Raw genomic sequence first — 20,033 nt, 5'->3', positions numbered from 1 at the left:
AATACCGATGGCTTTATTTTCGTTATTAATCGCAATTTTCGTTGAGCGCATGCGCTTATTGCCAGATGCTTGGCAATTTGACGTGCTGTTAGCTAAGTATCATCAGGCGCTATTTGGTGACAAACAAGTGCAATCAACATTGATGATGGCGTTAGCGCTACTATTACCTGCACTGTCGATAAATATCGTCTCTTGGTTTGTATCTGGCATGGTTTGGGGAGCTGTAAGCTTAGTTTTATGGGTTGCAGTTGCCGTCTTGTGTTTTAGCCATAACCAGCAAAGACAAGCTTTTAAACGTTATATTCAGGCAGCTTGTCGCGGTGATTCTCAAGCATGTTTTAACTATGCTGCCGAGTTGGACTCAAGTAAATGCCTTGAGTCTGTGAGCGAGCAGGAGTTGGGTGAGCATGTGGGTCAGAGCGTTGCTTGGATCAACTATCGTTATTATGGTGCAATTGCTTTGTACTTAATCATTCTCGGACCTGTTGGTGCAGTGCTTTATTGCACAGTGCGCTTTTATAGTGAAGACAATCGTAAGCGCGAGCTTTCACTACCTTTGGTTGATACCCTGTTATTTATACTCGATTGGCTGCCAAGCCGTATTTTTGCATTTGGTTATGTACTAAGTGGTCAGTTTAGGCAGTCTATTTCATCTTGGATGGGTTTAGCATTTAATCCTAAAGCACAGGCTCGAGATATTATTACTACAGTTGCTATTGAAGCGGAGGAGCTACCTGAGGCTTCCTCTGCGCCAGTGTGTGTGCAGTCTACGATTGCACTTTTACAGCTGAGCAAGCGTAACTTTATTTTACTGATTACTGTACTGTCGCTGATGACAATTTTTGGCGTGGTGAGTTAATCACACCAAGGCTTCAACCAAACGTGGGGGTCTGCTGTGAATAAGCGACCCTCTTTTTGTATCGCTAGAATTTTTAATCGTTACTGATGCAGGCTGCTTATACCGATTGGTATTAAGAGACTTTTCAACGATAAACATATCAATTGGAACATTGGTCTGACCCCATGTTGAAAAAAATCAGCTATGCTCACACATCGCGCATGGATATGATGCAGATCACGAACTAGACATCTAAAGTGTGATTTGATAAAGTGCGCTCAGTCAATTAAATTGGTAAGACCAATTTACAATAGGAGCTGAGGGCCACATGGCTTATAGCAAAATAAACCAGCCAAAAATATCTGACGTCATTATGGGTCAGTTGGAACAGATGATTCTGGAAGGCAGTATTCAACCAGGACAGAAGCTTCCGCCTGAGCGTGAATTGGCGCTGCAGTTTGAAGTGTCACGCCCATCACTGCGTGAAGCGATTCAAAAGCTAGAAGCAAAAGGCTTGTTGATGCGCCGCCAAGGTGGCGGTACCTATGTAAAAGAACAACTTTGGCAAAGTCTTGCCGACCCTATCGTTGAACTCATGCATTCAGACTCTGAAAGTCAGTATGACTTACTTGAGTTTCGTCATGCGACTGAAGGCATGATGGCCTATTTTGCCGCGCTTCGTGGAAATGATGCCGACATGCAAAACATTAAGCGCACCATTTTAGAAGTGGAAGCGGCGACGGGTGTTGAAAATCAAGCTAATGCCATTGTACGTTTTTATCGTGCAGTGGCTGAAGCATCACATAATGTGGCGATGCTGCATCTTGTTTTAAGTTTATCTCCTGTGCTGCATAAAAACGTGGCACAGAACTTAGAGCTTTTAAGCCGACGCGAAGAAGCCTCTACCATGGCAAACGATCACAGACGAGCTCTGCTTGCTGCCATTGTACGCCGTGACCCTGAAGCAGCTAGAGAGGCCTCCAATGAACACTTAAGTTACATTGAAGAGGTTATGTTGTCTGTAAGGGAAGAAGATAGCCGGTTGCAGCGTAGTCTGCGCCGTTTAAAGAGCGGTGATTAGGCACAAGCCAACACCGTTTTATCCATATTTTTCATTTATTATTAATGTATATAGGGAAGGACAGCGTCATGTCTGAACATATGCTACAAGATTTAGATCCACTAGAAACTCAGGAATGGGTAGATTCACTGCAAGCGGTATTAGAGCAAGAAGGCCCTGAACGTGCGCACTATCTACTAGAGAAGTTGATTGATAAAGCGCGTCGTAATGGTACTCACCTACCTTATAAAGCGACAACCGCTTACTTGAACACTATTCCTTCAGGCCAAGAGCCTCATATGCCTGGCAACCAAGAGATGGAGCGCCGTATTCGCGCTATCGTTCGTTGGAATGCATTGGCGATGGTTCTGCGTGGTTCTAAGAAAGATCTAGAGCTAGGTGGTCACATCTCGAGCTTTGCATCGAGTGCAACTATTTATGACGTTTGTTTTAACCACTTCTTCCGCGGTCCAAATGAAAAAGACGGCGGCGATTTGGTTTACTTCCAAGGACATATTGCACCGGGGATCTACTCGCGCTCTTTCCTTGAAGGACGCATTAGTGAAGATCAGATGAATGGTTTCCGTCAAGAAGTTGATGGCAAAGGTTTGTCTTCATACCCGCACCCTAAGTTGATGCCTGATTACTGGCAGTTCCCGACAGTATCTATGGGTCTTGGTCCTATCCAAGCTATCTATCAAGCACGTTTCCTAAAGTATCTTACTGATCGTGGTCTGAAAGATTGCTCAGAGCAAACGGTTTACTGTTTCTTAGGTGACGGCGAGTGTGATGAGCCTGAAACATTAGGTGCTATCGGTCTTGCTGCTCGTGAAGAGCTAGATAACTTATGCTTTATCGTTAACTGTAACCTGCAGCGTCTTGATGGTCCTGTACGTGGTAACGGTAAAATTATCCAAGAACTTGAAGGCGAATTCCGCGGCGCTGGCTGGGAAGCGGTTAAAGTGATTTGGGGTCGCTACTGGGATCCACTACTTGCACGCGATACCAGCGGTAAGTTACTGCAGTTGATGGAAGAAACCGTTGATGGTGAATACCAGAACTGTAAAGCTAAAGGTGGCGCGTACACCCGTGAGCACTTCTTTGGTAAGTACCCTGAAACTGCCGAAATGGTTGCTAACATGTCAGATGATGACATCTGGCGTCTAAACCGTGGTGGTCATGATCCAGTTAAGATTTTTGCTGCGCTACAGCATGCTAAAAACACTAAAGGTCGTCCAACAGTAATCCTAGCTAAAACCGTTAAAGGTTACGGTATGGGTGACGCAGGCGAAGGTAAGAACATCGCTCACAACGTGAAGAAGATGGGTGTTGAGTCACTTAAATACTTCCGCGACCGTTTCAATATCCCAATCAGTGATGATCAGCTAGAAGATATTCCTTTCTATCATCCAGGTGCCGATTCTGAAGAAGTTCAGTATCTAAAAGCGCGTCGCGCAGAGCTACACGGTGCAATCCCTGCACGTCGTGAGAAGTTCTCGCAAGAGCTTGAAGTGCCATCATTGAAGATCTTTGACTCAGTGCTTAAAGGCTCAAACGGTCGTCAGATCTCAAGCACTATGGCATTTGTGCGTATTTTGACTGCATTGCTTAAAGACAAGAAGATTGGTAAGCAGATCGTACCGATTATTCCTGATGAAGCGCGTACCTTTGGTATGGAAGGTCTATTCCGCCAAGTAGGTATTTACGCTCATGAAGGGCAAAAGTACGAACCACAAGATTCAGATCAAGTGGCTTACTACCGCGAAGATAAAAGTGGTCAGGTATTGCAAGAAGGTATTAACGAGCTAGGTGCAATGTCATCTTGGGTTGCTGCGGCAACGAGTTACTCAGTTAACGATACCCCAATGATCCCGTTCTATATCTACTACTCAATGTTTGGTTTCCAGCGTATTGGTGACATGGCTTGGGCGGCAGGTGACATGCGTGCACGTGGCTTCATGGTTGGTGGTACCTCAGGTCGTACAACCCTAAACGGCGAAGGTCTACAGCATCAAGATGGTCACAGTCATGTATTGGCTAACACTATTCCAAACTGTATCTCGTACGATCCAACTTACGGTTACGAAATCGCAGTGGTAGTACAAGATGGTATTCGTCGTATGTACGGTGAGCAGGAAGATGTTTTCTACTACCTAACCACGATGAACGAGAACTACGAGCAGCCAGCAATGCCAGAAGGCGCTGAAGAAGGTATCGTTAAAGGTATCTACAAGCTTGAAACCCTGCAAGGTAGCGGTAAAGGTTCTGTGCAACTCATGGGTAGTGGCACCATCTTAGAGCAAGTTCGCAAAGCGGCGGTTGCACTATCAAAAGATTTTGGCATCACCACTGATGTATTCAGTGTTACTAGTTTTAATGAGCTAACCCGTGATGGTCAGGCTGCAGAGCGTTACAACATGCTGCACCCAACTGAAACACCAAAAGTGCCATACATTAGTGAAGTGCTTTCGAAAGATGCACCAGCGATTGTGGCGACAGACTACATGAAGATATACGGTGAGCAACTACGTGCCTACGTACCAACAGACTATAAAGTTCTTGGTACTGATGGTTTCGGTCGCAGTGATAGTCGCGAAAACCTACGTCATCACTTTGAAGTTGACGCTAAGTTTATTGTAATTGCTTCTCTGAAAGCCCTTGTTGACCGTAACGAGCTGCCTGTTGATGTGCTAACTAAAGCCATCAATGAGTATGGTATCGACGTTGACAAGATCAACCCACAGTACGCGTAAGAGGGAAACAAAATGGCTGAATTAAAAGAAGTTTTGGTTCCTGATATCGGTGGTGATGAAGTTCAGGTTATTGAAATCTGTGTTGCTGTAGGCGATACGCTGGCAGCAGAAGAGTCAATCATCACGGTTGAAAGCGATAAGGCAACGATGGATATCCCTGCACCATTTGCAGGTGTATTGAGCGAGCTTAAAGTCGCAGTTGGCGATACCGTGTCAGAAGGTAAGTTGATTGCAATGATGTCAGCTGCGGCGAGCGAAGCGCCTGTTGCAGAGGCTCCTGCTCCTGTAGCACCTTCTGCTCCAGCACCAGTAGCGGCTCCAGCTTCTGTAGCAGCAGCACCAGTTGCAACTAGTACACAAGTTATCGAAGTCAATGTGCCTGATATTGGTGATGCAGCAGATGTTGATGTGATTGAAGTCTTGGTTGCCGTCGGCGATAAAATTGATGCTGATACAGGTTTGATTACGCTGGAAACAGACAAAGCCACTATGGAGGTGCCAGCACCTTCAGCTGGTATCGTTAAAGAGCTTAAAGTTAACGTTGGCGATAAAGTGTCTATGGGCTCATTAGTATTGATGCTTGAAGTTGGCGATGCCGCTCCAGCATCAACACCTGTGGCTGCAGAAGCGCCTGTTACAGCAGCTGCAGCGAGTGTGAGTGCAGTGCAAGAGATTGCCGTGCCTGATATCGGTGATGCTGCAGACGTAGACGTGATTGAAGTACTGGTTGCCATTGGTGATGAAGTGACGCTTGATCAAGGCCTCATCACATTAGAGACAGACAAAGCGACTATGGAAGTACCTGCACCAGTTGCCGGTAAAGTGGTTGGATTGACTGTAAAGCTGGGTGATAAAGTTTCTCAAGGTAGCGTGATTGCGAGCATTGAAACGGTTTCAGCTGCACCTGCACCTGTTGCGGCTCCAGCTGCAAGCGCGCCTGCAGCAAGTGCACCAGCTCCAGTAGCCGCACCTACAGCTAGCAAGCCACCTGTGCCGCATCATCCAAGTGCGGGTAACCAACCTAAGACTGGTGCGGTACATGCGTCACCAGCAGTGCGTCGCTTAGCGCGTGAATTTGGTGCTGACCTGACGCTGGTTAAAGGTACAGGCCGTAAAGGACGTATTCTTAAAGAAGATGTTCAAGCCTTTATCAAGTATGAGCTGAGTCGTCCTAAAGCATCTGCCGCTACAGCGGTTGCTGGCGGTGCTGGTGGCTTGAATGTGATTGCAGCGCCGAAAGTAGATTTCGCCAAATTTGGTGAAGTTGAAGAAGTGCCGTTAAGTCGTATTCAGAAGATCTCTGGTCCTAACTTGCATCGCAACTGGGTAACTATCCCACATGTGACGCAGTTTGATGAAGCTGATATCACTGAGCTTGAAGCGTTCCGTAAAGAACAGAACACTTTGGCTGCTAAGAAGAAAGCGGATTATAAGATCACGCCATTAGTCTTTATGATGAAAGCAGTTGCCAAGGCATTAGCTGAATTCCCTGTGTTTAATTCAAGTTTAAGCGCTGACGGTGAGTCACTGATTAAGAAGAAGTACTTCCATATCGGTGTGGCTGTTGATACGCCAAATGGCTTGATGGTGCCAGTAGTTCGTGATGTTGATAAGAAAGGTATTGTTGAGCTTTCTCGTGAGCTGATGGATATATCCGTCCGTGCGCGTGATGGCAAGCTGAAGTCTGCTGATATGCAAGGCAGCTGTTTCACAATCTCAAGTCTAGGTGGTATTGGTGGTACGGCGTTTACGCCTATCGTTAACTATCCAGATGTGGCTATTTTGGGTGTATCTAAATCTGAAATTAAGCCGAAGTGGAATGGTAAAGACTTTGAGCCTAAGTTAATGCTACCACTGTCATTATCTTATGATCACCGAGTTATCGATGGTGCGATGGCGGCACGATTTAGTGTCACGCTTTCAAGCATCCTCAGTGATATTCGTACACTTATTTTGTAAAGTTGAAGGCTGCTCAGGTTGAGTGGCCTTTTTTCTGTTACGACTAGGATTGTGATCAGTATCAAACAAAGGTTAAAATGCGGCCACCTTACAAGATTTGGCCACACTTTATCGTTGAGACGGTGCTTCCGCCAACGACATAAAAAGAATAGAGGAAAACATGAGTAACGAAATCAAAACTCAGGTAGTTGTACTAGGCGCAGGCCCTGCGGGCTATTCAGCGGCATTCCGTGCTGCAGATCTCGGTCTAGATACTGTCATCGTTGAACGCTTCAGCACATTGGGTGGCGTTTGTTTGAACGTAGGTTGTATCCCATCTAAAGCATTGCTTCATGTTTCTAAAGTGATTGAAGAAGCAAAAGCTGTTGCCGACCACGGTGTCGTTTTTGGTGAGCCAAAGATTGATCTTGATAAGCTTCGCGGCTTTAAAGAGAAAGTAATTGGTCAGCTTACTGGCGGATTAGGCGGAATGTCTAAAATGCGTAAAGTTGACGTAGTGAATGGCTTAGGCAAGTTCACTGGCCCTAACACGCTTGAAGTTCAAGGTGAAGATGGCGTTAAAGTGGTTCACTTTGAGCACGCAATCATTGCTGCGGGTTCACGTCCAATTCAACTGCCATTTATTCCACATGAAGATCCACGCATTTGGGATTCAACTGACGCGCTAGAGCTTAAAGAAGTGCCTGGCAAGTTACTTGTTATGGGCGGCGGAATTATCGGTCTTGAAATGGGCACCGTTTATTCATCTCTAGGTAGCGAAATCGATGTTGTAGAGATGTTCGATCAAGTTATTCCTGCCGCAGATAAAGATGTTGTTCGTACCTTTACCAAGCAAATTAAGAAGAAGTTTAACTTAATTTTGCAGACTAAAGTGACAGCTGTTGAAGCGAAAGAAGACGGCATCTACGTGACTATGGAAGGCAAGAAGGCACCTAGCGAGCCTGTGCGTTATGATGCAGTGCTTGTTGCGATTGGCCGTACACCAAATGGTAAAGGCTTAGACGCTGAGAAAGCTGGCGTGAATGTTGATGAGCGTGGCTTCATCAATGTTGATAAGCAGATGCGTACTAACGTACCGAATATTTTCGCGATTGGTGACATTGTTGGTCAACCAATGCTTGCTCATAAAGGTGTGCATGAAGGGCATGTAGCTGCAGAGGTTATCTCTGGTCTTAAGCACTTCTTCGATCCTAAAGTGATCCCATCTATCGCTTACACAGATCCAGAAGTCGCGTGGGTTGGTCTAACTGAGAAAGAAGCGAAAGAGCAGGGCGTATCATACGAAACTGCAACTTTCCCTTGGGCTGCAAGTGGCCGTGCAATCGCATCAGATGCGAGCGAAGGTATGACTAAGCTTATCTTCGACAAAGAGACTCATCGTGTGATCGGTGGTGCTATTGTTGGTGTTAACGGTGGCGAGTTACTCGGTGAAATTGGCCTAGCAATTGAAATGGGTTGTGATGCAGAAGATTTAGCATTGACCATTCATGCTCACCCAACTCTACATGAGTCAGTTGGTCTTGCTGCCGAGATGTACGAAGGCTCAATTACTGATTTGCCAAACCCAAAGGCAAAAAAGAAGAAAAAGTAAGATTTTCCTAATAAATCAAGCGCTCATTTGAGCGCTTTTTTTATGCCTTAAATCCCGTAAATATGGGATTTGTGCTAATCAATGCGTGATTCTGTGTTATCTAAATGATACATTCAAGTTATACCAATTGCATTAAGTATTTGGCCAGTTCAGAGCCCCTCAGCCTTTTCAATTCAAAGCGCATTGGTAAAGAAATGGTTATTCCCTTTTAAGCCAATGCAAAGCAGAAGTGGAAAGACTGAGGGGCTCACGTAGTGCGGGTTTCAAAACGCTGTATGCTTCGCTATGGGATTTGGATATAGAATAACTATTAGCTCAAATTCCACTACTTGCCTACAGCGTTTTGAATTCCCGCTGAATGGTCAAACTTTTAATGCAATTGGTATTAAAGCTAAAAACCTCTATACCTAAAGCTAAATGGGTATATCAAATGAGAGTTATAATTATAAAAAAGTGGTTTAGTTTTATCATTTTGTTGCTTATCTGTTCGACACCGGTCTTTGCCAGTGGCGTGGTTCAACGCATTTTTACTGCCAGTGACGGACTGATAAATGGCACCGTATGGGATATCAGTTTTGATGAGCATGGTTTTACTTGGCTAGCGACTGAGGAAGGTTTGTATCGCGTCGGCAGTAGCAAAATTAGAAGACTGGATCAGGTCGGTTTAGATTCTAAACTCAGTGATAACCATATCAAAATGGTCTCTCCTCTTAGTAAGCGTCACCTGTTGGTGAGTAGCTTCTATGAAATCTACCTTTATGACATCTATAGCAATACTTTTACCGCCTTTGGCAGCCCTGCACTTTTTCCAGAGTTTACGGGAGTGGGGATCACCTCACAAATTGAAGATGATCAGGGCAACCGGATCATACTCACTGGTGAGGGAGAGCTGCTACGTTTTAATTACAGCAAAATGTCCTTAGAGCGGATAAATTTCTTAAGCAGTAATCAAGACTATCCTTGGCGAGCGATGTCCACTCTATCTGATAATCGAATTGTGGTGGCGACAGAAGGTAGGATTGAAATCCGCGATGAGGTTGGAGAAAGAGTCGCTGTACTTCCTTGGCATGAAGCATATGGCCGTATTGAACAAATACTTCGGGATTCCAGTAGTCGAACTTGGATCAGCTCTAGCAAAGGATTTTTTGAGCTAGTCGAACAAGATTTATCTTTCAGACAGATCGAACAATTACCTTATTATATTACCCATATTGCAGAAGATGATAACGGCTTTCTATGGTTAGCTAGCCGAACAGGTTTGCTTAAGTGGCAACCCGATGCAGAGCTAGTAGAAAAGTACGGTAATGAAATAAAACAGAATTCCAACATCGACTATATACACGATATCGCTGTTGATAATACGGGGCTTGTCTGGATTGGTGGCTCGGGTGATGGTGTTGCTGTATTGGCTGACACACCGGATTTTTTACTTGAACAGTACAGTAAGTCAGTACCTTACAACATGCCTGATGAAGTCATTTGGTCTATCTATTCTGATAATGAAGATTTATGGCTTGGCACTGACGCTGGGCTCTTGCTTATCGATAGACAAACCAAACATTCTTATTTCATCACACCGCAGAATATTGATCTCAATGACAGTATTTATCATATTGATGCCCTTGATGAGCAAAATATTTTACTTTCGAGCACCAGCGGTCTTTCTGTGGTTAATACAAAAACCTTCCATACGCAGACATTTGCGGACTGGAACGGCGGAGTAGGCAGCTTAGAGAACAAAACCATCTATAGCACCTATTTCGACACGTTGATTCCCGGACGGATTTGGTTTGCTACTAACCGAGGATTGTTCTTTTGGGAACCAGGTTTAGCTAAACCTCAATATGTAAGCTTGAGTGCTGATAAGAGCATTGTTACGTTACAGAAGATTAAACAGGTTAGGCGAGATAGTACTCAGCGTCTTTGGATCGGCGGCGACCGTTTATTCGGTTATTTTGATAAACAACAGAGCTTTCATGAAATTACAGCCCCCATTGTTAATGGGCAGGCTACGGCATCGGTCACGGTTATCAAAGAGGTTGAGCCTGACCTTTGGTGGATTGGGCTGAAGAACCGAGGGGCGGTTGAATACGATCATAAAACAGCTACAACTCGCTCTTTAACAGAGGACTGGAAGGTTGACTGCAACAGTGTTTATTTTATTGAAGAGATCGGCCGCTATCGTTTAATTGGTTGTCCGCGCTCCATTATACGTTTTGATACGTTAACCGAGGATGTTGTGGTCATCGCACCTGAAGATGGTTTTGTCAGTGATGAGCTCAATGAGGGAGCTGTGCACATCTCTTCTGAGGGGCTTTATGTTGGAACCCCTGATGGCGCCATGCTATTGGATGTAGACAAATTGACGAATCGAACGGGAAAAGACACTGTTCTACTTGAGTCGATGGAAGTTTACTTTGAATCTCGAACCGAAATTAGTTTAGTCCCGCAAGAAGGGCATCGTATATTGCCAGGGGCGCAATTGGTGAGTTTCCAATTAGCACGGACAAATTACCTTAATGAAAAGCCATTGCAACTGCAGTACCGCTTGCGCCGACCTGAAGATAAAACTGGTGGTAGTTTTATCTACCTAAATGGTCAATCTCAACTCAATATTTCGGGGTTAGGTGCGGGGACTCATATACTTGAAATTATCAGTTTGGAGAATGAAGTTTGGTCATCTATTCCCTTTTCATTTTCTTTTGAAGTAGAGGTGTACTGGTGGCAAACGAGTTGGTTTAAAGGCCTAATGTTAATAGGGGTCTTGCTAATTGGCTTAGCTGTTATCTTAATCCGGCAGCGGCAAGTGATGGCATTTAGGGCAATAAATTCGGCGCTCTCGGACAGTGAAAATCGACTCAAACAAGCATTAAAAGGCAGCGATTCTGAATTGTGGGAATGGCTCCTTGAGACAGATGTCTTTAGGCTCGAAAATGTTGGTGGTTTATTGAGTGCCAAAGATAGTCAGGTCTATCTTAAAATAGGTGAAATCCCTATTCATAATGAAGATAAAAGTAATGTCCTTATAGCATGGAAAGACATGCTTGAAGAGCGAGTCGATCGCTTCGAGGTCGAATACCGCTATTTGCGCAGTGATAACTCTTGGGGCTGGATCCGAGTGTTGGGACGACCTGTAGAGCGTAATCGGATTAATGGAGAGATAGAGAGAGTAGCGGGAATTTACACCGATATTACTGAGCAACGTCAGCTTAAAGATGATGTTTACTTGCTGGCTCAAGCATTTGAAAATACCACTGAAGCAGTACTTATCTATGACCGAGATGAGCTCATTCAGGTTACCAATAAGGCCGCTCAAGATATTTTAGGCTATAAATCTAGCACGCTAATCGGACAGTCTTTTTCGGAGGTATTACTCGGTAAAGAGTCTGGAACTCATATTGCCGACCTGTTGCAGCATGGCTTGAGCTGGACTGGAGAGTGTACGGTTGCGTGTGCTAACGATAAGCAGTGCGTGGTTTGGTTAAATGTATCTTCGATTTTGAACACTAATGGCGAGGCAACGCATTACGTCGTAGTTTTCTCTGATATCACCGACCGCAAACGTACTGAGGCAGATCTACGCCGACTGGCTAATTATGACGTATTGACGGGGCTGCCTAACCGCTCTTTGTTTTCAAGCAAGCTGTCGCAATCCATTTATCAAGCGGAAAAAGAGGGGGGTAAGCTTGCTTTACTGTTCTTAGATTTAGATCGCTTTAAGCATGTGAATGACTCATATGGTCATAGTATGGGTGATGCTTTATTGGTTGAAGCTTCAAATAGGTTACAAACATTCATTTCTCAAGAAAATGTACTATGCCGTTTTGGCGGTGATGAGTTTGTAATATTGCTGCGTGATGATATTTATATCGATAGTATCAACCGGCTTTGTGAGCAACTGTTGGCGAGTATTCAGCAACCATTTGACCTTTACGGACGTGAATTTTATATCTCTACGAGTATTGGTGTGAGTCTATGGCCTGAAGATGCTAAACAGCCAGAGACCTTGATTAAAAATGCCGATTTGGCAATGTATCACGCTAAAGATGAAGGTAAAGGTAACTTTAAATACTATTCTCAAGATCGTAACGCGGAAGCGCTTTACCATTTAAGGCTTGAAGCTGATCTGCGAAAAGCGATTGAAAGAGATGAGTTTGAACTTCATTTTCAGCCGCAAATAGATATTTTACAGAACGATAAGCTTGTTGGAGTAGAAGCATTACTGCGCTGGAACCATCCACAAGATGGTTATGTGCGTACCGATATATTTATCAAGGTTGCTGAAGCTTGTGGGTTGATTGTGGAGATTGACCGTTGGGTGATGCGTGAAGCTTGTCGTCACGGCGCCCGCTGGGCGCAAACATTGACTGAACCACTTGAGGTATCGGTCAACATATCAGCACTGCATTTCCGTCAGCATGACTTTATTCAAGGTGTTGAAAAGTGTTTAGCTGAAACTGGCATGCCGAATCACGCTTTATCGCTTGAGATCACCGAAGGCGTGTTGATGAAAGAGCTTAAAGTGGCTAAACAACACCTAAAAGAGCTCAAAGCACTGGGAGTTGATGTTGCAATTGATGATTTTGGAACCGGTTATTCATCGTTAGCTTATTTACGTCATTTTGAGGTGAACACTTTGAAAATCGATCGTTCGTTCCTAATTGATATCGCTACTAATAAGGCCGATCAAGCGATTGCCAGTAGTATCATTGAGCTGGCCAGAAACTTAAAGCTAGATGTCGTGGCTGAAGGTGTTGAAACCCATGAGCAGTTAGAGCAAGTCTTTAGTCGTGGCTGTTATGTTATACAGGGATACTACTTTGCCAAGCCTATGTCATCGGCTGATTTAGAAGTTTACATGGCAACCCGAGCTGATTTGAGTTTACCGCCCGAAGCAAAGCAACTGCTGGCACCCAGTCTCTAAAGCTTGCACAAACTAGTTAAATACCCTAGGTTAAAATATCATTAGAAGAGTCGAATAAGTCATTATGATACATAGAATTATTATTCTTTGTTTGCTTGTGTTTTTTCAGTCATATGTGAGTGCCGAAGAAAGGCTTAAAATAGGCTTGGTACTCAGTGGTGGCGGCGCTAAAGGTGCTGCTCATATTGGTGTGCTAAAAGTGCTCGAAGAAAAGAATATCCCGATTGATTATATTACAGGGACCAGTATTGGCGCTTATGTTGGCGGCATGTATGCACTTGGCTACAGCGCAGCTGAAATTGAAGCCATTATGATGACGACCAACTGGGACAAAGGTTATTCAGACACTATTCCCCGTGAAGCTCTTAGCTTTAAAGACAAAGAAACTCGCGATAAATATAACATCCCCATCAATATCGGCTATAGCGATGAAGAAGTTAAAATGCCAGCGGGTCTGCTCCGTGGCCAAAGTATGTCGCAGCTGTTACGAAGCTCAACCAATTTAATTCAGCAGCTTGGCCATTTTGATGAGCTATCAATTCCTTTTAGAGCTGTTGCAACAAATTTGGCTACCGGTGAGCCTGTCGTATTAAGCAGTGGCAGTATTGTTGCAGCAATGCAAGCATCAGCCTCTGTTCCTGGAGCACTGCAGCCTGCAGTTATAGATGGCCTTTTACTGGTTGATGGCGGTATTGCCAATAATATGCCGATAGATGTGGTCAAGGAGATGGGCGCTGATATTGTCATCGCGGTCGATATTGGCTCACCACTGGTGGGCAATGACGAGCTCAACAGTACCATAGCAGTACTTAATCAGCTATCTACCATTCTAACCAATGCCAGTGCTGAGAAGCAAAAAGCGTTATTGACCGACAGTGATATCTTAATTCGACCTAATATTGGTGAATTGAGTACGACAGATTTCAGTATAATGCCCATCGCACTGCCGTTAGGCGAAATTGCAGCCAGAGAGAATTCGTCTAGGTTAGATAAGCTATCGATTGATGAGGCTGAATTCCAAAGTTATCTAGTAGCTAAAAAGCAAAAAAGTGAGCACTGGCTTAATGAAATAAATCGCCCATTAATTAAAGTGGTTTATGACAATGAATCCAAAGTCAGTGAGAAGTTACTGGCAGATAGTTTAGATCTAGATGTCGGGGATTACGTTACAACCGCAACACTGGAAGCCGGGATTGCACGGATCTATGCCTTAGATAAGTTTGAGCGTGTTGATGCAGAGTTTACCGACACCGAAGATGGTCGAGTACTAACGGTAATGACTACAGCTAAATCATGGGGACCTAACTATTTCAATTTTGGGTTTAGCTGGGAAGATGACTTTAGCTTAGACTCGGTTGTGTCGTTGGATCTTGCTTACACCATGACCAACCTGACTGAAAACGGCGGTGAATGGCGAAACGAAATATCGCTTGGTTTTGATAAATTGCTTGGCTCTGAGTTTTATCAGCCCTTGTCTAAAGATCAAGATTATTTCAGTCGAGCGAGGGTCGAGTATGAGCTCAAAGACTGGGGGTTCTTTGAGAATAATCAACGGATTTTAGAGCTGCGACAGACCTCATACCGTGCAGAGGCGGGGATCGGTATTAATTACACTCAAAACGGTATGGTTGAACTTGGTATTCTAGGTGAAACTGGTGATCTTGAGAATGACCTCTGGGGCCTTGGCACTGTTGATTACACCGGTTATGGTGGTTATTTGAAGTTTGCCTATGATGATCTTAACAGTATTAATTTCCCGACCTCAGGTAACCGATTTACTTTCAATGTATACATGAGAAAAGAAACTTATGATCTTGAAAGTTTTGATGACTCTTCAAATTTCTCAATGCAATACGAAGCTGATTGGCGTGGTGCGGTTGGCGTTGGTAATCATGCCTTTGTTGGTATTGCTTCCTTAGCTACAGTCGATAAAGATGGCGTGTTTACCGTCAACGTTTCTGAGTTGGGCGGATTTCTAAACCTCTCTGGTTATCATAAAAATGCTCTTTATGGCTCGCATAAGATTTTCGGCGCTTTTGTCTATCAGTATGATCTCGGCCGAGATGTATTAGGCATGACAGAATATCCGCTTTATTTAGGTACCAGCCTTGAAGCGGGTAACGTTTGGACTCAAAAGGACAGTGTCGCTCTAGACGATCTCATCTATTCCGGTAGTTTATTCCTAGGTATTGATACTGGTGTGGGCCCCGCTGCCTTTGGTTTTGGCGCCGCAGATGACGGTGAAAAAACTATCTTTTTGTTTATTGGTAAAAACTGGTAGAAGTAATAGCGTTCGCGAGTAGAGGAAACTAATTAAGCGCTGCACATTTACAATATTGGGCTATTTGGTCTAAAACATAATGTGTAGCGTTAGCTCTTCACAGGACTGTTGAGAGCTTTTTAAAGGACTATAACGGGGATAACCATGAATAAAGTCAGTCAATTAGCACTTTGTGTAGCGCTAAGCTTAGGCTTAACTGCTTGTGGCAGTAACGAAGCCAACAAAGAATCCACTCAAACGTCAACAGCACTAGTATCAGGTGTTGAAAAAGCCAATTTCGATCCAGCAGTGCGTCACCAAGATGACTTCTATTACAGTGTTAATGGCACTTGGTTAGCTAATACGCCAATCCCCGCGGATAAATCTAACTACGGTTCGTTCACTGTTCTGTATGAACAAAGCCAAGCTTCATTGAAAGAGATCATTGAGGCTTCTGCAGCCAAGCCCAACAAGGTAAAGGGCAGTAGTGAGCAGAAAGTGGGTGACTTTTACGCGAGCTTTATGGATACCAAAACGATTGAAACTCTTGGGTTCTCGCCGCTGAAAGATCAGTTATCAGATATTGCCTACGCTTCTACTCATAACGATATTGCGACCTTAATGGGGAGCTTATTGGTTCACGGTGCTTCCGTACCATTCGGCTTTTATGTCAATAATGATGCGAAGAACTCTAGCCAATACGGTGTTTATCTATACCAGTCTGGTCTGACACTACCAGATCGTGACTATTACCTGAAAGATGATGAGAAGTTTACCGCTAATCGCGCTGCATTAGACAAGTATGTTACCGACTTAATGACGGAGGCTGGTTATAGCGATCCGCAACGTGCTAGCAAGAGTGTGGCAAAGATTGAGAAATTTATTGCTGCCAGTCAGTGGAGCCGAGTAGAGTCGCGTGACGCCAATAAAAGTTATAACAAGATGGATCGTCAACAGCTGCAAGGCTTAGTTAAGGGTTTTGACTTTGTGCAGTTCTCGGCGGGAGCGGATATCGATAAGGTGAGCGAAGTGATTGTTCGTCAGCCATCGTATTTTGAAAAATTTGGCCAACAGTTTAACAAGTTCACTGTTACGGAATGGCAAGATTATTTAGCCTTCCATTTGGTGGATGATTACGCTGAGTTGTTAAGTAAGGACTTTGTTGATCTTCACTTTGCTTTCCACGGTAACACCTTGATGGGGATTGAAGCGCAGAAGCCCCGTTGGAAAAAAGCGGTAGATGCAGCCGATCAAGTGATTGGTGAAATAGTAGGTGAAGAGTACGTTAAGCAGAACTTTAAGCCAGAAGCCAAAGCTAAAATGGAACAGATGATCCAAAACTTGATCAAAGGTTTTGAGGTTAGTATTAATGAACTAGAGTGGATGACGCCGGAAACTAAGATTGCAGCGCAAGAAAAACTCGCCAAGTTTACTTATAAGATTGGCTACCCTGATAAGTGGAAAGACTATACTGCGCTAGATATTGAAGCCAATGATCTTGTAGGTAACTACCAGCGGTATGCTCAATTTGAATATAAGGCAATGCTCGCTAAGTTGGGCAAACCAATCGATCGTACTGAGTGGCACATGACGCCACAAACGGTGAATGCTTACTACAGCCCAGTGATGAATGAAATTGTATTCCCTGCAGCTATTTTACAGCCACCATTCTTTAATATGGATGCCGATGATGCGATTAACTATGGCGGCATTGGAGCGGTAATTGGTCATGAGATCAGCCATGGTTTTGATGATCAGGGTGCAAAATATGACGGTGATGGTAACTTACGTGACTGGTGGTCAGATAAAGATCGTGAAGAGTTCCAAAAGCGTGGTGCGCAGTTATCTGCGCAATACGCTGGCTATGAAGCCATGCCTGGTAGGTTCGTCAATGGCGACTTAACTTTGGGCGAAAATATTGGTGATTTAGGTGGATTAACGGTTGCTGCACGTTCATATAAGATGAGCCTCAATGGTAAACCATCTCCAGTGATTGATGGTCTTACTGGTGAGCAGCGTCTGTTTATCGGCTGGTCACAAGTATGGCGCCGCAATTACCGCGATGAGGAGCTCGGTCGCCGTCTAATGACCGACTCTCACTCGCCAAGTCACTTCCGCGCAATGGGTACGCCGCGTAACATCCCCGCCTTCTATGAAGCGTTCGATCTTAAAGAGGGCGACAAGATGTTCCTGACGGAAGATGAGCGAGTGAAAATCTGGTAATGTTTTATTTGCTTAGCCATAGCTAAATGCTAAAAGCCCATCTTACGATGGGCTTTTTTATGGAGTGTGCCGGCTAACAATTGATATCAACCTCAATATTTCTTCAAAGTAACTCACCTGCGTTGAGCTTTTGCAAGCCGCCGTGAATATATCCCTATAGGCTCTGCCTAAATCATCCATGATTTAGAAGCTTGCACAGCCCAATTCGGATGAATAGCTAGTAATCCGATTACAGAGCTGACTCATTATTGTCGGATAGGCGGCACTTGTTACCAAGTGCCACCCTCCTAAGAACCGTACGTGCAACTTTCACTGCATACGGCTCAAGCCTCCACAAAGGCGTATTCTGTTACCCAGCACCCTACATAGCAGCCAAAACAGGATCAAACCAAGAGTTTCTGCCTTCCTTTGCCCGTTTCCGCTTACTTAAGTAAGCTTCGTATTCGGGGTCGTAAGGTATAGCTGCGCTCCTGATTTTCACATGTCTTTTTATCGGCGTTTGAGCTATCTGAACCAGATTAAAATGGCAGTCCATGTTGGCAATCTTCTGCCAGCCATGGAATTGCCACCCACCTATGCGATTCATGTAATATTTACGCCTCACCCAGTCCTTACTTTTCGTTGGATGACGCCTTACCGCCCATCGCCATAACAGCCAGAAAAGTTGATGGCCTACATAACCGAAAACTTGCTTTGCAACACTGTGGCGATAATAGTTCGCCCATCCTCTCAGTTTCGGATTCAATATTTTGATTAAATCGTTAACGGGGATTGTTGGATGTTTTCTGATGAATTCACGTAGATTACTCAAAAATGATAGAACGTTACTCTTGCTCGGTTTAATGAGCAGTTTGCCTTTGTACTTCCTAAGATTGAATCCCAGAAAGTCAAAACCATCATCGATATGAGTTATGTGCGTTTTCTCATCAGAGAGTGTTAAGCCTCTTTCCTGTAGAAAGCCAATGAGTTGCGGTTTGATTTCATTGACGAGCACTTCCTTCGAAGAACCTGTGATAACAAAATCATCTGCGTACCCGATAAAGTTGACTCTATTCCCTGTTTTACAAGCAATAGACTTAACCAACTGTTCTAACCCAGCCAGCGTCAGTAACATCAGCGTTGGGGAGATTATCCCGCCTTGCGGTGTTCCTTCTGCTGTTTTGTAGAACAATCCTTTATCAACATAACCACATCCAAGCCATTGTTTCAGCATTCGCTTATCTAATTGAATGTTGTCGATGAGCCATTGATGACCAATCTTATCGAAACAAGCTTTGATGTCACCCTCAAGAACCCATTGGCTAGAGCGCTTCATACATAAACATTTGAAGCACTGTGCAATGGCATCTGCTGTGCTTCGGTTAGGTCGAAAGCCATAGCTGTTGAGGTCGGCCACCGTTTCCGAAATAGGCTCCAAGGCGAGAAGATGAAGCGCTTGCTGCGCTCTATCTATCATGCAGGGAATGCCTAAAGGTCTGAGTTTGCCGTTTTTCTTGGGGATGTAGATCCGCCTGAGCGGTTTGGCATGATAGCCCTTTCTACTCAGTTGATTGACCGCACCTATACAACGAGCATCACTGTTCCAAATGATCCCGTCGATTCCAGGTGTTTTGCTGCCTTTGTTTTGAGAAACTCTTTTAACTGCAAGCAATTTTGCTGATTTAGAGTGAGTTAATATCCACTGCAACGCTTTCGCCTTACCGTGTTTACCTTCTCGGGTTGCTTTTGCAATGCGCATTTGAAGCTTTAATACATGTTGCTTAACCGCTTTCCAGTTAATGGATTGCCATTGAGCGCTGTTAGGAGATGCACTAACTTCGATTGAAGCCATCATTTGCGTTTCTCCTTGAATAAAGTTCTTCAAATCATCTTGCAACGGGAGACCAGCTAGAAGTCAGCTCGCTTTCGCGCCAGATAACAACCTGTATCCGCATCATTACAACACGGCTTTCGCTTTTTCCAGCCTCCTTTACCTACATCACTATCAGTAGCCTTCGCAGGCCACTTTCCCCAAAGGGAGCAATACAGGCTTACCCTGTTCCGTATGTCGCGCAACGTCAGGTTAGATGCCCACTATAGTGCGGAGAGTTATTTGATCACGAAAGAGCACTGTCCAATCTCTTTCCAACTCTCGTGCCTTTTGGCCACAGCGTATTAACCACTTCCGCTGTTTCTCATATAACGCACCTTACATGGATTCACATACGTTCATCATACTGACACCCTAGCACTTACCCGATTGTGGTTATCAGGAAGAACGTCCTCTCACGATTCAGTTCCCATTTGACATAAGCCAAATATCGTTACATTGTCAGACTCGCTACTTTATTCAGAGTCTTAGGGTCATCTGGTGATACAGATGGTTCACTCTTACCGTGGTGAACAACGCTTCATACGACTTCAGGTCGCACGGACAAAAGTGAGT

At 44.4% G+C, this 20,033-nt stretch carries 9 protein-coding genes; 8 read left to right on the top strand and 1 reads right to left on the bottom strand.

What is annotated here, in order from left to right; all coding sequences use genetic code 11:
* Positions 1 to 7 precede the first annotated feature (7 nt).
* The 8 genes from ampE (at position 8) to SWP_RS21085 (ending at position 17,608) form a co-directional block, all read left to right on the top strand.
* On the top strand, positions 8 to 859 hold the full coding sequence (gene ampE / locus SWP_RS21120) for a beta-lactamase regulator AmpE (RefSeq protein ID WP_020914715.1): 852 nt from the start codon (positions 8 to 10) through the stop codon (positions 857 to 859).
* 307 nt (positions 860 to 1,166) lie between these two features.
* Positions 1,167 to 1,919, top strand: a complete 753-nt coding sequence (pdhR, locus tag SWP_RS21115) for a pyruvate dehydrogenase complex transcriptional repressor PdhR (RefSeq protein WP_020914714.1) — start codon at positions 1,167 to 1,169, stop codon at positions 1,917 to 1,919.
* Positions 1,920 to 1,987: 68 nt separating this feature from the next.
* Positions 1,988 to 4,651 carry a pyruvate dehydrogenase (acetyl-transferring), homodimeric type gene (aceE, locus tag SWP_RS21110; protein ID WP_020914713.1) on the top strand — a complete coding sequence of 888 codons (2,664 nt, stop codon included), beginning with the start codon at positions 1,988 to 1,990 and terminating at the stop codon, positions 4,649 to 4,651.
* 12 nt (positions 4,652 to 4,663) lie between these two features.
* The gene (aceF, locus tag SWP_RS21105; protein WP_020914711.1) at positions 4,664 to 6,610 is read left to right on the top strand and encodes a dihydrolipoyllysine-residue acetyltransferase; all 1,947 of its coding nucleotides are present in this window, start codon (positions 4,664 to 4,666) and stop codon (positions 6,608 to 6,610) included.
* A 160-nt stretch (positions 6,611 to 6,770) separates the two neighbouring features.
* Positions 6,771 to 8,201 carry a dihydrolipoyl dehydrogenase gene (gene lpdA / locus SWP_RS21100; protein ID WP_020914710.1) on the top strand — a complete coding sequence of 477 codons (1,431 nt, stop codon included), beginning with the start codon at positions 6,771 to 6,773 and terminating at the stop codon, positions 8,199 to 8,201.
* Positions 8,202 to 8,631: 430 nt separating this feature from the next.
* Positions 8,632 to 13,125 carry an EAL domain-containing protein gene (locus tag SWP_RS21095; RefSeq protein ID WP_020914708.1) on the top strand — a complete coding sequence of 1,498 codons (4,494 nt, stop codon included), beginning with the start codon at positions 8,632 to 8,634 and terminating at the stop codon, positions 13,123 to 13,125.
* 64 nt (positions 13,126 to 13,189) lie between these two features.
* Positions 13,190 to 15,406 carry a patatin-like phospholipase family protein gene (locus tag SWP_RS21090; RefSeq protein ID WP_020914707.1) on the top strand — a complete coding sequence of 739 codons (2,217 nt, stop codon included), beginning with the start codon at positions 13,190 to 13,192 and terminating at the stop codon, positions 15,404 to 15,406.
* A 144-nt stretch (positions 15,407 to 15,550) separates the two neighbouring features.
* A complete protein-coding gene (locus SWP_RS21085; RefSeq protein WP_020914706.1) occupies positions 15,551 to 17,608 on the top strand; it encodes a M13 family metallopeptidase in 2,058 nt (685 codons plus the stop codon).
* Between the two features lie 361 nt (positions 17,609 to 17,969).
* On the opposite strand, the gene ltrA is transcribed toward SWP_RS21085, so the two are convergent.
* A complete protein-coding gene (gene ltrA / locus SWP_RS21080) occupies positions 17,970 to 19,442 on the bottom strand; it encodes a group II intron reverse transcriptase/maturase (protein ID WP_020914705.1) in 1,473 nt (490 codons plus the stop codon).
* Between the last annotated feature and the right edge of the window lie 591 nt (positions 19,443 to 20,033).

It is taken from the genome of Shewanella piezotolerans WP3, assembly GCF_000014885.1.
GTDB lineage: Bacteria > Pseudomonadota > Gammaproteobacteria > Enterobacterales > Shewanellaceae > Shewanella > Shewanella piezotolerans.
This window is presented reverse-complemented; position numbering and strand designations above follow the sequence as displayed.